This window comes from Pseudomonas sp. 39004, from assembly GCF_028682155.1.
In the GTDB taxonomy this organism is placed as follows: domain Bacteria; phylum Pseudomonadota; class Gammaproteobacteria; order Pseudomonadales; family Pseudomonadaceae; genus Aquipseudomonas; species Aquipseudomonas capeferrum.
The window spans coordinates 1-16,513 of sequence record NZ_JANIAG010000130.1 but is presented as its reverse complement, the minus strand read 5'-3'; the positions used below and the strand labels follow the sequence as shown (position 1 = coordinate 16,513).

Below are 16,513 nucleotides of genomic sequence, written 5' to 3'. Positions count from 1 at the left end.
GTGGACAACCTGGCCGCCAGCACCTTCACGCTTTCGCCGTCCAGGTCCCGCCAGCACTCCCCTGCCTGCCGATCAGCAGGCAAGGCTGCCCAACTTACCCTCCATACTCGCTCAAAGCCCCGCCGTTAAAGGCTTGCAGCGCGCTTTTGAAATCATGGCATGTATTTCGCTCTTGGCCTGTCAACGCCTGGTCCGCTGCAACACGCGGCCCAAACCTGTTGAACCCCTGCCTGGAGCTGCACATGAACAATCTCTGGCGTCACGGCCTGGCCCTGCTGGGCAGCCTGTTCCTCAGCCTGACCGCACTGGCGGCCGAGCCACCGGCTGCGGTGCGCATCGCCATCGTTGCCTTCACCCAAGGCGGCGCGCCGGTCTTCGGTGGCATCCCGGGGCGGGTGATCGAAGACGGTTGGCTCGAACAGCAATTGGCCGCCCGCGGCGTGAAACTGCAATGGACCGCCCTGCCCCACACCGGCGCCGGCCCGCAAATCAACGAGGGCTTCAGCAACGACAGCCTGGACTTCGCCGTGCGCGGCGACCTGCCTTCGGTCATCGCCGGGGCCGGCCAGGTGCCCGGCAAGCTGATCGTGCCTGGCGGCAGCGGCAACAACATCTACCTGGTGGTGCCCAGTGACTCTACGGTAAACAGCATCCAGGACCTCAAAGGCAAGCGCCTGGCCCTGCATCGCGGGCGCCCCTGGGAGTTCGCCTTCAGCAACTTCCTGCAAAGCCAGGGGCTGACGCTCGGCGACTTCAAGGTCGCCAACCTCAACCCGCAGGTTGGCGCCGCCGCTGTGGCAGCCGGCAAGGTCGATGCAGCCGTGCTGCTCAATGAGGCCTATGCCCTGCAAGACAAGGGCGTGGCGCGGATCCTCTGGTCGACCAAGCAAGGCGCCAATGACTGGCGGTTGGTATCCGACCTGTGGGGCACCGACCGCTTCGTGCAGCAGCACGCCGACCTCACGCAACTGGTGGCCACGGCCTGGGTGCGCGCGGCCTGGTGGATCTCCCTGGAGCAGAACCGCGATGGCTATTACGCGCTGTCCTCGCGCGCGGGCGTGGCCGAAAGCGTGCTGCGCCGTGACGACCAGGACGACCCGGTGGCGTGGAAGGCGCGCTGGGCACCGAAAAGCGATGCCCAGCTCAAGGCCCACTACGACGCGCTGGGCCAGTACGCCCTGGCCAACCGCCTGATCCGCACGCCCTACGACATCACCCACGACCTGGCCACAGGCTTCACCCGCCAGGCACTGATCGACCTGCAGCTCACCCACTATTGGCCGTCACTGGACGCTCAAATCAGCCAACAACCTTGAGAACATCACCCATGAAACTGTCTGTTTCCGTCATCTTCGGCCTTAGTGCCCTGGCCTTTTCCATTGGCGCCTTGGCCGCCGACACCTACGCCCCCACACCCGACCCGCAACAGGGTGACGGCCGCGTTTCGAGCTTCTACACCTGGACCAAGGCGATCCCCGCCACGCCTGGCAAACTGCTGCGCAGCGAAGCGCTGGACCCGGCGCTGAGCCTGCCCAACGCCGCCAGTGCCCAGCGCATCCTCTACACCTCGCTGGACGGCATCGACGGCAAGACGCCGATCGTGGTGTCCGGCGCGCTGTTCATTCCCAAGGGCAAGGCGCCGGCCGGCGGCTGGCCGGTCGCCAGCTGGGGCCATGGCACCGTAGGTGTGGCGGATATCTGCGCACCGTCGTGGGCCGGGCGCTCCTACCGCGATGTGCAGTACCTGAACCGCTGGCTCGAAGAGGGCTATGCCATCGTCGCCACCGACTACCAAGGCCTGGGCGTGCCAGGTGGCCACCCGCTGCTGAACAACCGCATGGCCGCCTATGGCATTCTCGATGCAGCCAAAGCCGTGGTCGCGGGCGTGCCTGGGCTTGCCGACAAAGTGCTGATCGTCGGCCAATCCCAAGGCGGCGCCGGTGCGTTCGCAGCCGGTGCCTACGCGGCAACCTACGCGCCGAAACTGGGGGTCAAGGGCAGCATCGGCACCGGCGTGATATACACCGTGGGCCAGAAAAACGTCGGCGAACAGGACCCGAACAAGGTCGACCCGGCGCTGGCGTACGGCTTCTACACCCTGCTTGCCGCGCAGCAGTACGACCCGAGCATCAACCCGCGTGATTTCTACACCGACAAAGCCCTGCCGCTGTTCGAGCAGGCGCGCACCAGTTGCCTGTCGTCGCTGGTCAGTGACGTGGTCGGCACCGGCCTGACCCCGGCCAACGCCAAGAAGGACTACCAGGGCGATAAGCTCAAGCCATGGCTGGCGCAGGTGTCCTACCCCACCCTGAAACTGGCCCAGCCGATCTTCATCGGCACCGGTGCCGAGGACAAGACCCCCGCCGCCGCCACCCAGGTCGCGCTGATGCAGGACGCCTGCAAGGCAGGCTCGGTAGTGCAAGGCCATCTGTACAAGGGCCTGGGGCACAGCGAAACGGTCAACGCCTCGCTCAAGGACTCGATCCCCTTCGCCCGCCAGGTCATCAGCGGCCAGCCGGTCACGCCCAACTGCAGCCCCAGCGTCCAGTAAGGAAGCCACCTCATGAGCCTCGAATTCTTCACCCGCCTGCCGCTGCATGGCGAAACCCAGTACCTCCCAGGCGACCCCCGCAACCGTGGCGACTGGCACGCGGGCGGCGCCAGCAGCGGTGCCGTGTCCGGGTTTGCCGTAGGTGATCACTTCACCTATATCGACTACCTCGGCCAGATCGCCCGCGCAGCGGAAATCAACGGCTTCGGCGGCGCGCTGATGGTCAATGCGCCCACCGGCGAAGAGCCGTGGACCGTGTGCTCGCTGCTGGCGCGAGAAACCCGCACCCTCAAGTTCGTCACCGCGTTCCAGCCCTACCACTACACACCCTGGGTGGCGGTGCAACAGGCCGCGACCTACCAGCGCGCCACGGGCAACCGGCTGGTGTGGAACATCATCAACGGCGGCTCCGACGCCCTCCAGCGCCAGGTCGGCGACTTCGAAGACCACGACCAGCGCTACGCCCGCGCCACGGAGTTCATGGACGTGGTGCGCGGCTACTGGCACAACGAGCAGTTTCACTACGAAGGCCGCTACTACCGCGCCGAGGGCGGCGGCCTGCGCGGGCCGCTGAAAAAGGCCGAGCTGCCGCTGATTTGCACGGCCGGTTCGTCGGTGGCGGCGCGCGAGTTCGCTGCCAAGCATGCCGACTTCTACCTGATGCGTGCCGAACACCCGAACGAAATCGCCGCGCTGATCGCCGACATCCGCGCCCGCGCCTTGAAGTGGGGGCGTACCGACATTCGCTTCGGCCTGTCCATCGATGTGATCGCCCGCGACACCGAAGAGGCCGCGCGGGCCGAGGCCAAACGCTTCTTCGACGAAGGCGTGGCCAAGGGCACGGTCAAGGCCCGCGCCGCCCACGCCGGCCTGCGCACGGCACGCAAGCTGAGCTACGAGCACGGCTACAGCGACAACGACGAGCAACAGGCCTTCGACGACTTTTTCATCCACCCCAACGTGTGGACCGGCTTCGGCTACATCGGCATCCCCCCAGGCTGCGCGCTGGTGGGCAGCTATGCCAACGTGGTGGCGCGCATCCGCGAGTACCACGGCATCGGCATTGACCTGTTCTTCCTCGCCGGCTACCCGCACCTGGAAGAAGCCTACCGCATCGGCGAGCACATCCTGCCGCACTTCCGTGGCCAGCGGGCCGCCCTCACCCGCCCGGCTTCCACCGCTGTGCAACTGCACGCCAGCAACGGAGCCTGATGCCATGGCCTGGGACGGTTACCCACTGAACCGCCGCAGCTTCCTCGGCCATGCCGGCGTGCTGGCCGGCGGGCTCCTGGCCGGCTGCGGCCCAAGCGACAGCCCCGGCCACGCGGTTGCCGACCTGCCGCGTCATGGCGGGCGCCTGCGCCTGGGCATCATCGATGGCAACCAGAGCGGTAACCTCGACGCCCACAAGCCGGTCGGCAGCGGCATCGTGCGGGGCTTTGCCCTGTACAGCAAGCTGTGGGAGTGGGACGAGCAGATGCAGCCGCGCCTGGCCCTGGCCGAATTTGCCGAGCCCAATGCCGACGCCAGCGGCTGGACCCTGCGGCTAAAACCGGGGCTGGAGTTTCACCACGGCAAGACCATCGACGCCGACGACCTGATCTTCTCCATCCGGCGCCTGACCGACCCGCAGCTGGCCTCGCCCTACGCGGCGCTGCTGCACTGGGTCGACCGCGACAACTTGGTCAAGCTCGACTCGCGCACCGTGCGCCTGGGTTTTCGCGAAGGCCGCAGCTACCTGCCGCTGCCCGAAACCTGGGTCAACTTCGGCGGCATCGTGCCGGTCGATTACCACCCCGTCACCAACCCGGTCGGTGCCGGGCCGTACAAACTCAAAAGCTTCACCCCGGGCCAACGCTCGCTGTTCACCCGTTTCGACAATTACTACAAGCCCGGCAAGCCCTACGCCGAAGAACTGGAAATCATCGACTTCAAGGACCAGACCGGCCGCCTGGCGGCCTTGCGCGCCGGGCAGATCGACATGGCCAACGTGATGTCCACCGAGCACCTTCAGGTGCTGCAGGCCGACCCGCGCCTGCGCCTGTTGAAATCGGTGAGCGGCAACTGGTTGTCGTTCGACATGAACACCGCCAAGCCGCCGTTCGACGACCCACGGGTGCGCGAGGCGTTTCGCCTGCTGGCCGACCGCGAAGAGCTGGTGCGCCGCGCGCTCAATGGCCAAGGCCGCGTGGCCAACGACCTGTACGCACCCTTCGATCCCACCTTCGACCACAGCCTCGGGCCACGCCCGCATGACCCACAACGGGCGGCGCAGCTGCTCAAGGACGCAGGCCAGGAAGGCCTGCAGGTGGAACTGGTGACGACCCCAGGGCCGGGGCTGGCCTCAGCGCTGGTGCTGGCCGAACAGGCGCGGCGCATCGGCGTGACGATTACGGTGCGTCAAGTGGACCTGGCAACGTTCCAGGGCCCGCAACGCGACGACTGGACCTTGAGCACCGGTGGCAGCATCGGCGCGCCGTTTCTGGCCAGCGCCATTCACACCGACGCGCCGTTCGCCGTGGCCAACAAGACCCACTTCCACGACCCGGCCTTCAGCGAAGCCTTCCTCGCCGCCATGGCCCAGCCTGACCTGGAGAAACGCAAGGCGCTGGTGCACCGCGCCCAGCGCATCCAATACGAACGCGGCGGCATGCTGATCTGGGGCTTTGCCGATTTGCTCGACAGCGTCAGTACCCGGGTGGGTGGGGCGCAGGCGGAGCAATCGCTGTTCAGTACCTGGAGGTTCGAGAGCCTGTGGCTGAGAAGTTGAGCATCAGGGAGGCTTAGCGCCCCCGGCAATCCCCCGATAAACCCATCAACCGCAGGCGCGGCTGCGCCCCTCGCTTTTCCCATTCCCCGAATAGTACGAGGCCCAGCCCCATGCCCCGCGTTGCCTTGCTGCACCCCAAATTCCAGCCCAGCTCGCTGGCCCTCGCCATCCTGGCCGCTACCGTGCCCATGGCGTATGCCGAAGACACCCCACTGCAAACGGTCACCGTGCAAGCCGAACAAACTGACGACGACGCCCTGCCTACGCGCCCACCCGCCTCGATCTACGGCGGCCTGGAAACCAAGGTCCTCGACACCCCACGCTCGGTTACCCAGATCAACGCCGAACAACTGGCCCGCGACCCGATCCAGAGCGCTGATGACCTGGTCAAGTACGCCCCCGGCATCACCCGTGGTGGCGGCCAGAACGCCGGTATCGCCCCGCAGATGCGCGGGCAGAACTCCGAGGTGTTCCAGGATGGCCAACGCGCCTACGGCGTACGCCACCCCGCCAATTTCAACGCCTACGAGGGTGCCGACATCGTTGCCGGGCCCTCCTCGGTCACCTACGGTTCGGTCAGTGGCAGCGGCGGCTACGTCAACTACCTGAGCAAGAAGCCCGACTTCAACCGCTTCCGTACCCGCCTCAGCGGCGAAGTCGGCAGTTGGGTCCCCGACGGCGAATCGCGCGATGCCAGCAAATTCAGTGTCGACCACACCGGCCCCATCAGTGACAGCCTGGCCTACCGGGTCAGCATCACCCGCCAGCGCCAGCAAACCTTCTACGACAACGTCGACAACAACTTCGACGCGTTCTACGGCGCACTCGCCTGGCGCAACGACAACCTGCGGGTGGACTGGAACGCCGCCTACGACGACTACTACGACTACAACATCACCCACGGCTGGAACCGCGCCACCCAAGACTTGGTAGACCACGGCAAGTACAACGCCGGCCGTGCCACGCCGATCATCCAGAACGGCAACAACCTGTGGTCGCCGGTGCTGTCGTCCGCTGCCAGCGACGCCCAGGTGCTGGGCTGGGTGCAGCGCCAGCGCAACGCGCAGGGCCAGTACCAGGTGGTCGATGGCAGCTTCCAGGGCGCCTCACCCAATACCCAGGCCAACCCTGGCAGCCTGCGCGGCTGGGTGTACGACCCGGCGCTGGCAGGCAATGGGCAGACCTCGCTGTCGTCGCAGACCGGCCAGCGCGCCGAGGACCAGAACCGCTCGCGGCGCTTCACCACACAACTGCGCGTCGAGGGTGACCTGACCCCGTCGATCACCCTGGCCAACAGCACCTTCTACCAGCACTCGACCGACACCACCGACGCGGTGGGTGCGTTCCAGGTGCAAGGCAAGGACGACATCTTCGACAACCGCTTCGAGTTCCGCGCCCGCGGGCAATGGCAGCTGGGCGGCCTGACGCTGGTCGACGACAGCAACAGCGGGCTGATCTACCGCCGCGAACGCAACGAGTCGATCGCTGCCAACAACAATTTCGGCTCCACCATCAACGCCTACGACCTCACCCTCGACCCGACCCTGAAAAACCCGGGCGACCTGCTTGGCCTGGCCGGGCGCAACCCCGCAGGCGGCAACGGCGCCTGGATCGGCCAACCCGGCGTGCCGCAGCTGTCCAGCTATTACGGCTGGCTCAACCTGCCAGCCATGTACCCGGCGGGGCACGGCCTGTACGCCGAATCGGTGGCGCCCTACACCGCCGACAGCACCTGGACCACCAAGACCCTGTTCAGCCAGCACAACCTGCGCCTGGGCGAGCGCGTGGGGTTGAATGTAGGGGCCAGCCGCAGCTGGATCGATGCCCGCATCGAAAACCCCTTCGTGCTCGCCGGCGGCAACCCGCGCAAGGACTCGGACAACTACCGGCTGTTCTCGGTACAGGTAAGCCCCTACTTCAAGCCCACCGACAACAGCACCCTGTACTACACCTTCGACCGCTCGCTGGCCGTCAATACCGGTTTCTTCACCAATGGCCTGGGCTGGGGCAGTGGCACCGGGGCCAACCAGCTCAACCCGCTGGCGTTCGAGAGCCTGAGCGTGCTGCACGAAGTAGGGTTGAAGGTGGAGGCCGTGCCCGACCAGCTGTTCTTCACCCTGGCCGCCTACAAGCAGGCGCGCGACCAGGCGCCGGACAGCAACAACAACATCGCCCGGCTGATCGTCAAAGGCTGGGAAGCGACCCTGCGCTACCAGGACGAGCACCTGCGCGGGGGCCTCAACCTCAGCCGCATCAGTGCCTACAACGAGTTCACCAGCCAGGCCGGGTTCGCCTCGGCCGGTTTCATCGCCGACAACGGCACCGTGTTCGGCGACAACAACAGCCTCAACCAGCGCCCGTCCGGCAAGTTCGATGCGGTGCAGATCCCCGAGTACAACGCCGGCGGCTATGTCGACTACCGCTTCGATTCCGGCTTCGGCGTGGAGCTTTCCGGCTGATGGACCAGTAGTTGGTACCTGAACCTGAGCAAGACGGTGAAGGTGCCCGACGAATACAACCTCGACCTTGCCGTGTACTACCGCCAGCCCCAGTGGGGCGTCACGGTGCGCATGCTCAACGTCACCGACGAGCTGAATTTCGTCAGTGGCCTGGCAGGTTCGACCAACACCTTCCTGCAACCGATGCCCGGGCGCACCTTGCTGGCCCAGGTCGATTACCAGTTCTGACCGTTGGCGCAGGCCTTGCTGGATTATGTTGATCTAGGCGTGAGTACGTTTCTCAACCGTGGGTATGACCCGTTGTATGACACGGTGGATTACGGGCGCTGGGTGATCCCGGCGGTACGCGAGGAAGTGCGCCGGCGCCAGGCTCGATTCGCCGGGTAAGTGCAGTTTCCAGGGTGCTGTGGGAAAGGGGCGCACAGCGCCCCCAGCGGTCACAACGAAAACGGATAACTCACGATCAACCGCGTCTGGTCGAAGTCACCACTGAAGCTGCGCCGGTTGCTGGCGTTGTTCAACCGAATGTTGAGGTTCTTCAAGGTGCCACTCTGGAAGGTGTAGTTCACCTCGGTGTCACGCTCCCACTCCTTGCCATTGCTGCCCGCCCCCGTGGTGGCATTCTCGCCGTGCCCATAGCGCACCATCGCCAACAACCCTGGCACGCCCATCGCGGCAAAGTTGTAGTCATAACGCACCTGCCAGGAACGCTCGTCGGCGTTGCTGAAGTTGCCATTGAACATATCGTTGCCCAAGGTCCGGCCACTGCTGCCATACACCGACATCCACTGGCTGTCACCGCTGACCTTCTGCAACCCCAGGTACACCGTGTGCCCGCTGTGCGAAGCCGACACCAAGCCATACGCCGTGCGGCTCTGGATATCGCCAATGCGCGCCTGGCCGTCTTCCTTGTCGATGAAATAACCCAGGTTGGCCGCCAGCGTCCAGTTACCCAGCGGCTGCGTGTGCAGCAGGTTGAAGTAGCTTTGCTGGTAGATGTCTTCGAGCTGCGAATGCCAGGCACCGACCAGCGTGCGCTGCTGGTTGAAACGGTACTCGGCACCGGCGTAATTGAACCCGTCAGCCATCACCCCCGGCGCCGCCCAGGCCGACAAGTCCTGCATGTTGGACGAGTTGCGCAGGCTCACCTCACGGTACTGGCCAGCCTGCAGGCTCAGGCCTTCTATCTCGCGCGAGTCGAGCATCGCCCCGCGGAAGGTCTGCGGCAGCAAGCGGCCATCGTCGTAGCGCAACAGCGGGATGTCGGGCATCAGCTCGCCCACCTTCAGCTCAGTTGCCGAAATGCGCAGCTTGGCCGCCAGCCCGGCCCGCCCATAGTTGTCTGCCGCACGCCCGTCATCGTGCACCGGCAGCAACTCGGAGCCACTGGCATCGCGGCTGCTGTCCAGCTTCATGCCGAACAGGGCAATGCCATCCAGGCCGACGCCGACCAGGCCAGGGGTATAGCCGGAGGTGAACTTCAGAATGAAGCCCTGGGCCCACTCGTCGACCTTGCTCTTGGCCGCACCCGAATCGCGAAAATCCCGGTTGAAGTAGTAGTTGCGCAGCGTCAGCCCAGCCTTGGCATCTTCGAAGAAGCCGCCCTCCTCGGCCCAGGCAGGCAGGCTCAGGCCTGACACCAGCGAAACGGCAACGGCCGTACGGGCCAGGGTGCAAGACGTGTCGATCATTATTATTGTTCTCCGCTTTTCATGGACGCAGCCGGCCCCTGCGGGCGGCTCGGCGCCCGTCATCGGGTGGCTGCTGGGGTGCCCGGCCGGGCCGGGCAGCACTCAGGGGTTCAGTGCATCAGAAGGGGTACGCGCGCGGCGTGTGCTGCACGCTGACCCAGTGATCGCGGGTGAACTCATCGATCGCCCAGTCACCGTTGAAGCGCCCGAGCCCGGAGTTTTTCTCGCCACCGAACGGCGCATTGGCCTCATCGTTCACCGGGATGTCGTTGATGTGCGTCATGCCCGCACGCACCTGGCGGGCAAAGCGCACGGCACGCTCCAGGTTGCGGCTGAACACCGCGCTGGAAAGCCCGAACTCGCTGGCGTTGGCCAGCGCCAAGGCATGGGCTTCATCGCGCGCGCGCAACAGGCCGACCAGGGGGCCGAAGATTTCATTGCGGGCCAGGTCCATGTCGACCGTGACTTCGCCATACACATGCGGCGCCAGCAGGGTGCCGGTCACCCCACCCTCGTACAAAGGCTCGGCGCCCTCAGCCCGCGCCAGGCTGATTTTCTCTTGCAGGCCCTGCAGTTGCCGGGCGTTGATCACCGGGCCGATCACCGTTGCCGGCAAATTCGGGTCCCCCACCACCAACGCTTTGACGCGTGCGACGAAGCGCTCGGCAAACGCCTCGTAAAGGCTGTCATCGATAATGATCCGGTTCACCGCCATGCAGATCTGCCCCTGATGCAGGAACTTGCCGAACACGGCAGCGTTCACCGCCTGGTCGAGATCGGCATCGTCCAGCACCACGAACGGGCTATTGCCGCCCAGCTCCAGCGCAACATGCTTGAGGTGCTGGCCACCGCTGGCGATACGGCCGATGCCGCGCCCCACCGGGGTGGAACCGGTAAAGGTGATCAACGAGGGCAGCTCATGCTCGACAAAGGCATCGCCGATTTCACTGCCTGCACCGACCACCACGCTGAGTACGCCCGCCGGCAGCCCGGCTTCTTCGAAGATGCGCGCCAGCAGCAAACCGCCGCACACCGGCGTATCGCTGGCGGGCTTGACCACTACGGCATTGCCCAGCGCCAGGGCGGGGGCAATCGAGCGTTGGGTCAGGTGCAAAGGGAAGTTCCACGGGCTGATGACCCCGACCACGCCCAAGGCGCTGCGGTACACGCGGCTTTCCTTGCCCGGCACGTTGGAGTCGACGATACGCCCGTGCACCCGCGACGGAAACGACGCAGCCTCCAGCGCAATTGCCCGCGCCGCACCCCATTCCAGTTGCGCCTTGAGCCGGGTGCTGCCGGACTCGCGAATGATCCACTCGACGATTTCTTCGCGGCGACGGTCAAACACCGCCACCACCTCATGCAGCACCGCCGCCCGCGCCGCTGGCCCCAGGCCCGCCCATTGCGGCTGGGCCTGGGCGGCAGCGCGGTAGGCCGCATCCAGGTCATCACGGTTGGCCTGTGGAATCTGCAGCAACAAGGCGTCGTCGAACGGGTTGTGCACGTTCAGGGTCTTGCCGGCAGCGCCGGCGCGCCATTGGCCGGCAATCGGCTGCAGGTGAAGGTCACGGTAACGCGGGCAGGTATCAGACATGAAAGGCTCCTTGGTCAAAACGTAGGTTTGTTGGCCGCTTCCGGCGCGTCGGCCGGTTGCGGTGCACGCACGTGGATGCAGACGATGGCCAGCGCACCGATCACCCCCGGCAAGGCGAAAGCCAGGAAGTTCTGCTGCAACGGCAACTGCATGGACAGCAGGCTGCCACCGAGCATCGGCCCGGCAATCGCACCCAGGCGGCCGATGCCGGCGGCCCAGCCGACGCCGGTGGAGCGGATGTGCGCGGGGTAGGCAATCGAGGCATAGGCGTGGATGACTGCCAAGGTGCCGATGGTGGTGGCCCCGGCAACCAGCAACAGCAGGTTCAGCAGCACAGGGCCAGGCTGCAAGCCCAATGCCGCCAGCGACAGGGCTGCCAGCACGAAGAACAGCGCCAGGGTGCGCTGCACCCCAAGCCGGTCGGCCAGCCAGCCGCCGAATAGCGCACCCAGCGTGGCGCCGATGTTCAGCGTCACCAGAAACGCAAGGCTCGAGCCCAGCGGATAGCCACCCTGCGCCATCAACTTGGGCAGCCAGGTGTTGAGGCCGTAGCTCATCAGCATGCACATAGCGAAGGCCACCCACAGCAGCAAGGTTGCCAATGTCTGGCCCTTGCCGAACAACTGCGCCACGCGCGCCGTGCGCACCGGCTGGCCGGCGCCCTGCAGGCGCAGCTCGGTACCTGGGCGAAACGCCGGGTCGACCTTGACCAGCAGCCGATCAAGCTCGTCACGGCGGCCCTTGAGCTCAAGAAACGCCGCCGACTCAGGCAAGTACCGCAGCATGAACGGCACCGCCAGCACTGGCAGCACGGCCACGTAGAACACCGCCTGCCAGCCCCACTGTGGGATCACCACGATCGCCAGCAGGGCCGACAGCACCGCACCCACCGAGTAGAAGCTGGACATTATCGTGATCATGGTGCTGCGCCGCCCCTGGGGGGCGAATTCGCTGATCAGGTTCACTGCGCTCGGCACCAGCGCCCCCAGCGCCAACCCCGTCACCAGGCGGCATGCACCGAGCTGCAGCGGGGTGCTCGCATGCCCGGTCATGAAGGCGGCGCAACTGGCCAGCAAGGTGGTCAGGATAATCAGCTTGCGCCGCCCATAACGGTCAGCCAGCGGCGCCAGCAAGGTGCCGCCGAACAACATGCCGAACAGTGCACAACTGCCCAGCGTGCCGGCTTCGATTGCACTGAGTTGCCACTCTTGCATCAGGCGCGGCACCACCGAGCCGTAGATCACCATGTCATAGCCGTCGAACAGCATGATGAAACAGCCCCACAGCAGTATCAGCAGGTGGGTGCGATTAAAGGGTGCAGCATCGATCACTTCACTGACGGAAGTCGTCTTCATAGCCACCTCGGTTTTTTATTGTTTTTGTGTTTCGCGCCAGGCGCGGCGGTTGCCCGATGCTTCAGGGAGCAATGGTCTGGGTCGGTACCTCGATCAGCACGGGGCGGTTACCCGCCAGGGCCGCGCTGAACGCACGGGCGAACTCGGCGCCGGTTTGCGCCTGCACAGCCTGTACGCCGTACCCCTGGGCGATGGCGCAAAAGTCCAGGCCTGGCACGTCCAGCCCTGGCGCATCGCTCACGTTCAGCACATCGGCGAACCAGCGCAGCGCCCCATAGGTGCCGTTCTTCAGAATGATGAACACCACCGGGATGTTGTACTGCGCAGCCGTCCACAGCGCGGTGATGCCGTAGTTCGCCGAGCCGTCGCCGATGATGCCGATGACGCGCCGCTCGGGCGATGCCAGCTGCACGCCGACCGCCGCTGGCAGGCCGAAACCCAAGCCCCCTGCGGCCGGGAAGAAGTAGCTGCCCGGCTCACGCATTGCAACACGCCGCCAGAAGGCACCGACCGTGGAGGTGGACTCCTTGACGTAGATCGCGTTGGCGGGGGCCAGCCGGTCGATCAGCTCGAAGACCGTTTCCGGGTGCAGCAGCCCGCCGTCGTCGGCCACCGGCTCCGGCTGCGGCAAGGCCACCGGCATGGGCCGCTCGCTCGGCGTCACGCCCGCCACCAGGGCTTCAAGTGTCAGCGCGATATCCGCGACCAGGGCATCACCCATCGGGGCGCGCGCAGCCTCGCCAGGGTCGCAGGTCAGGTGCAGCAGCTGGCAGTCGGCAGGCAGGTAGTCGCCCGGCGCATATTGGTGATAGCGAAACACCGGTGCCCCCACCACCAGGATGAGGTCGTGCTCCGCCAGGCAGCGGCTGATGCCTGCGATCGAGGCCGGCAGCACCCCACGGAAACACGCATGCCGCGTCGGGAACGGGCAACGTGAGGCCGACGGCGCCACCCAGGCGGTCATGCGCAGCTTTTCCGCCAGTTGCACCGCCAGGCCGTTGGCCCCGCAGCCATCGACATCCGGCCCCAGTACCAGCACGGGGTTGCGCGCCGCCGACAAGCGCTCGCACAGCCCCTGCACCTGTGCCGGCGAAGCCAGCCCGGCACTGGCTACCTGCCGACGGGCCAGATGCTCGACGCCCTTCGGTGCTTCGCAGGCCCAGTCGTCATAAGGGATCGATACATACACAGGGCCGCGTGGCGGCAGGCTGGCAGCATGGATCGCCTGGCTGAGGGCACGCGGCACATCCTGCGCCGAGGCCGGTTCGTGGCTCCACTTGACCAGCGGCTTGGGCAACTGCGCCGCGTCCACATTGGCCAGCATGGCTTCCACGCCGATCATGCTGCGTACCTGCTGGCCGGCGGTGATCACCAGCGGGCTGTGGGAGTACCAGGCGTTGGTCAGTGCGCCCATGCCATTGCCGGTGCCGGCCGCGGCATGCAGGTTGACGAACGTCGGCTGGCCGCTGGCAAGCGCATAGCCGTCGGCCATGCCCACTACCGCCCCTTCATGCAAGCCCAGGACATAGCGAAAATCTTCTGGGAAGCCCTTGAGAAACGGCAGCTCGTTGGAGCCAGGGTTACCAAACATGGTGGTCAGGCCATGCTGGCGGAGGATGTCGTAGGCGGCGCTGTGAACAGTTTTCATAAAGACCCTTGCAGCTCGTTTTTAGAATTTGGGTTACTTTTGCAGCCGCTACCAAATTGATCAAATCGATACTATCTTTGGCAAAAATAAAACTGATCTATATGACTACGCACGACGCGAGTGCCCATGAGCCACATTGACCTGAACCTGATCCGCACCTTCGTCACCCTTTACGAAGCCCGCAGCGTCACCCTCGCCGCCGAGCGTTTGTTCGTCACCCAACCTTCGGTGAGCTATGGCCTGGCGCGCCTGCGCGAGCTGTTCGACGACGCCCTGTTCAGCCGCACCCGTGACGGCATCCAGCCGACGTTCGTTGCCGACCAGCTGTACGCGACGCTGCGCGACGCACTGACGCGCATCGAAAGCGCCGTGCAGAGCACCCGACAGTTCGACCCTGCCAGCACCGAGCGCAGGTTTCGCATCGCCCTCTCCGACCTTGGCGAAATGGGCTTTTTGCCGCTGATTCTGGCGCGCCTGAACCGCGAGGCACCGCAGGCCGAGGTCGAAGTGCTGCCCTTGCAGGTCGACCAGGTGGGCGAGTGGCTGGCCAGTGGCAAGATCGACGCTGCGATTTGCCGCCCACCCGTGCCCGGCACGCGCAGCCAGGTGCTGATGCACGAGCGCTACGTCTGCCTGCTGAGCAGCGCCCACCCGCGCATCGGCGACAGCCTCAGCCTTGAGCAGTTCGTTGCCGAGCGCCACATCACCGTCACCCGCACCACCGGCCACGGCAGCGTCGAGGATGTGCTGAACAGCATGCAGGTGCAGCGCCGCATCAGCCTGCACGTGCCGCACTTCTCGGTGCTGCCCAAGATCATCCCCGGCACCGACCTGCTGGCGGTATTGCCGGCCCAGATCGCCAGGCTGTTCATGCAGGACGGCGGCTTGAAGATGCTCGAATTGCCCTTCCAGGTGGCCGCGTTCGATGTCTCGCTAAACTGGCACCCCAACAGCGACAACTCTGCCGCCCTGCAATGGTTTTGCGCGACGGTCGCCGAGGCGATCATCGATGGCCAGGCCTAGGCGTCGACCATGGCGGGCTGCGCCGGCCTTGCCGCTGGCCTGAGCAACAGCAGGCAACCTGCGGCCAGTACGAAGACAATGGCGAACACCCCGTACAGGTGCAGCGGTTGCCAGCCATCATCGAGCAACACGCCGGCCACGGTCGGCGACAGGATGGCGCCGATCCGGCCGATGCCGATGCCCCAGCCCACCCCGGTGGCGCGCACCGAAGCGTCATAAACCACCGGCGACAGGGCATACAGCCCCGCCACGCAGCCGTTGGAGAACAGCCCGATCAGCAGCCCCAGCGCCAGCGCTGCGCTGACCGATGAACCGCTCGCCACGAACAGCACCAGCAGCCCGGCGGTGATCAGCATGAACATCGACAACACGCGGCTCAGTGGCCAGCGCGACGACAAGCCACCAATCAGCGCCGCCCCGAGGATGCCGCCAACGCTCAGCAGCACCCCGCCGGTGATGCCCTGCTGCGCCGACAGGCCTGCGGCAACCAGCAGTTTTGGCGTCCAGCTCATGACGAAATAGAACCCGAACATCACCAGGAAGAACAGCAACCAGATCACCAGAGTGGTGCGGCGCATGTCGGGTGTCAGCAGCTGCCTGAACCCGGTGGCAGCGCCTGGCACCTTGAGCTGTGGCGCCGGCAATGCTGACAGTGCCGGCTGCCCCAGTTTGGCCGCCAGGCGGTTGACCCGCGCCAGGGCATTACGCGGGCGACGCGCCAACAAGAAGTCCAGCGATTCCGGCAGCCACAACAGCACCAGGGGGATCACCAGCACGGTGACGATGCCACCGAACAGAAACACCGAGCGCCAGCCCCAATGGCCCAGCAACCATACCGCCAGCAAGCCGCCAAGCGTGGCGCCCAAGGCATAACCGGTGGACTGCAGGCTCACCGCCAGGCCGCGCCAGCGTTTGCTGGCATATTCGCTGGCAATCACATTGCTGCTGGCCAGAATGCCGCCAATGCCAAGCCCGGTCAGGCCGCGCAGCAGCGCCAGTTGCAACGGGCTCTGGCTCAAGGCCGAGAGCAGCATGCCAACGCCAGAAAGCGCCAGGCAGAACAGAATCAGCGGGCGCCGGCCGAAACGGTCAGCCCACGGCGCGATGAACAGCGACCCGGCCGCCATGCCGAACAGGCCGGCGCTAAGCAACAGCCCCACCTGCGCCCCGCTCAGGCCCCACTCTGCAGAAACCGAAGCCGCCGTGAAGGCCATCACCAGCACATCGAAGCCATCGATCATGTTCAGCACGATGCAGATACCAATGGCCAGGCACTGGAATCGGCCCATCGGGTCATTGTCCAGACGCTGCTTGAGGTCGGTGTTCATGGGGTCACCTGCCGGCCGATGCTGACCACAGACGAGAGAAAAGACGTGCACACGCAAGGCGAGCAGCAGGAACCGTGACGGTTCCACGCCCGTG

10 protein-coding genes and 2 pseudogenes are annotated in these 16,513 nt (G+C 65.7%); 7 read left to right on the top strand and 5 right to left on the bottom strand.

Annotated features, from left to right (window positions below):
- Positions 1-242 precede the first annotated feature (242 nt).
- The 6 genes and pseudogenes from NP534_RS19815 to NP534_RS19785 form a co-directional block, all read left to right on the top strand.
- The gene (locus tag NP534_RS19815) at positions 243-1,316 is read left to right on the top strand and encodes an ABC transporter substrate-binding protein (RefSeq protein WP_274099818.1); all 1,074 of its coding nucleotides are present in this window, start codon (positions 243-245) and stop codon (positions 1,314-1,316) included.
- A gap of 11 nt (positions 1,317-1,327) precedes the next feature.
- Complete coding sequence (locus NP534_RS19810) at positions 1,328-2,551, top strand: lipase family protein (RefSeq protein ID WP_274099817.1); 1,224 nt, start codon at positions 1,328-1,330, stop codon at positions 2,549-2,551.
- A gap of 12 nt (positions 2,552-2,563) precedes the next feature.
- The gene (locus NP534_RS19805) at positions 2,564-3,763 is read left to right on the top strand and encodes an LLM class flavin-dependent oxidoreductase (RefSeq protein WP_274099816.1); all 1,200 of its coding nucleotides are present in this window, start codon (positions 2,564-2,566) and stop codon (positions 3,761-3,763) included.
- A 4-nt stretch (positions 3,764-3,767) separates the two neighbouring features.
- The gene (locus tag NP534_RS19800; RefSeq protein ID WP_274099815.1) at positions 3,768-5,321 is read left to right on the top strand and encodes an ABC transporter substrate-binding protein; all 1,554 of its coding nucleotides are present in this window, start codon (positions 3,768-3,770) and stop codon (positions 5,319-5,321) included.
- Positions 5,322-5,431: 110 nt separating this feature from the next.
- Positions 5,432-8,008, top strand: a pseudogene (locus NP534_RS19795) (TonB-dependent receptor).
- A gap of 3 nt (positions 8,009-8,011) precedes the next feature.
- Positions 8,012-8,167 (top strand): annotated as a pseudogene (locus tag NP534_RS19785) (LLM class flavin-dependent oxidoreductase); the annotation flags it as partial.
- 50 nt (positions 8,168-8,217) lie between these two features.
- On the opposite strand, the gene NP534_RS19780 reads toward NP534_RS19785, so the two are convergent.
- The 4 genes from NP534_RS19780 to mdlC all read right to left on the bottom strand — a co-directional run bounded on the left by NP534_RS19780 (position 8,218) and on the right by mdlC (position 14,068).
- Positions 8,218-9,471 (bottom strand): OprD family porin, encoded by a 1,254-nt coding sequence (locus NP534_RS19780; protein ID WP_033697229.1) that lies wholly within the window; start codon positions 9,469-9,471, stop codon positions 8,218-8,220.
- Positions 9,472-9,589: 118 nt separating this feature from the next.
- Positions 9,590-11,065 (bottom strand): aldehyde dehydrogenase family protein, encoded by a 1,476-nt coding sequence (locus NP534_RS19775; RefSeq protein WP_274099812.1) that lies wholly within the window; start codon positions 11,063-11,065, stop codon positions 9,590-9,592.
- Positions 11,066-11,079: 14 nt separating this feature from the next.
- The gene (locus tag NP534_RS19770; protein ID WP_274099811.1) at positions 11,080-12,420 is read right to left on the bottom strand and encodes an MFS transporter; all 1,341 of its coding nucleotides are present in this window, start codon (positions 12,418-12,420) and stop codon (positions 11,080-11,082) included.
- 61 nt (positions 12,421-12,481) lie between these two features.
- A complete protein-coding gene (gene mdlC, locus NP534_RS19765; RefSeq protein WP_186659961.1) occupies positions 12,482-14,068 on the bottom strand; it encodes a benzoylformate decarboxylase in 1,587 nt (528 codons plus the stop codon).
- 126 nt (positions 14,069-14,194) lie between these two features.
- Between mdlC and NP534_RS19760 the strand changes: the two genes are divergently transcribed.
- Positions 14,195-15,091 (top strand): LysR family transcriptional regulator, encoded by an 897-nt coding sequence (locus tag NP534_RS19760; protein WP_186659959.1) that lies wholly within the window; start codon positions 14,195-14,197, stop codon positions 15,089-15,091.
- On the opposite strand, the gene NP534_RS19755 is transcribed toward NP534_RS19760, so the two are convergent.
- Positions 15,088-16,419 carry an MFS transporter gene (locus tag NP534_RS19755; protein WP_274099819.1) on the bottom strand — a complete coding sequence of 444 codons (1,332 nt, stop codon included), beginning with the start codon at positions 16,417-16,419 and terminating at the stop codon, positions 15,088-15,090. The genes NP534_RS19760 and NP534_RS19755 overlap by 4 nt on opposite strands.
- Positions 16,420-16,513: the final 94 nt, after the last annotated feature.

What these genes read in the sequence shown, in the direction of transcription:
- NP534_RS19815 (WP_274099818.1), top strand. Translation starts at nt 243, where the DNA reads ATGAACAATCTCTGGCGTCACGGCCTGGCCCTGCTGGGCAGCCTGTTC.
- NP534_RS19810 (WP_274099817.1), top strand. Translation starts at nt 1,328, where the DNA reads ATGAAACTGTCTGTTTCCGTCATCTTCGGCCTTAGTGCCCTGGCCTTT.
- NP534_RS19805 (WP_274099816.1), top strand. Translation starts at nt 2,564, where the DNA reads ATGAGCCTCGAATTCTTCACCCGCCTGCCGCTGCATGGCGAAACCCAG.
- NP534_RS19800 (WP_274099815.1), top strand. Translation starts at nt 3,768, where the DNA reads ATGGCCTGGGACGGTTACCCACTGAACCGCCGCAGCTTCCTCGGCCAT.
- NP534_RS19780 (WP_033697229.1), bottom strand. Translation starts at nt 9,471, where the DNA reads ATGATCGACACGTCTTGCACCCTGGCCCGTACGGCCGTTGCCGTTTCG.
- NP534_RS19775 (WP_274099812.1), bottom strand. Translation starts at nt 11,065, where the DNA reads ATGTCTGATACCTGCCCGCGTTACCGTGACCTTCACCTGCAGCCGATT.
- NP534_RS19770 (WP_274099811.1), bottom strand. Translation starts at nt 12,420, where the DNA reads ATGAAGACGACTTCCGTCAGTGAAGTGATCGATGCTGCACCCTTTAAT.
- mdlC (WP_186659961.1), bottom strand. Translation starts at nt 14,068, where the DNA reads ATGAAAACTGTTCACAGCGCCGCCTACGACATCCTCCGCCAGCATGGC.
- NP534_RS19760 (WP_186659959.1), top strand. Translation starts at nt 14,195, where the DNA reads ATGAGCCACATTGACCTGAACCTGATCCGCACCTTCGTCACCCTTTAC.
- NP534_RS19755 (WP_274099819.1), bottom strand. Translation starts at nt 16,419, where the DNA reads ATGAACACCGACCTCAAGCAGCGTCTGGACAATGACCCGATGGGCCGA.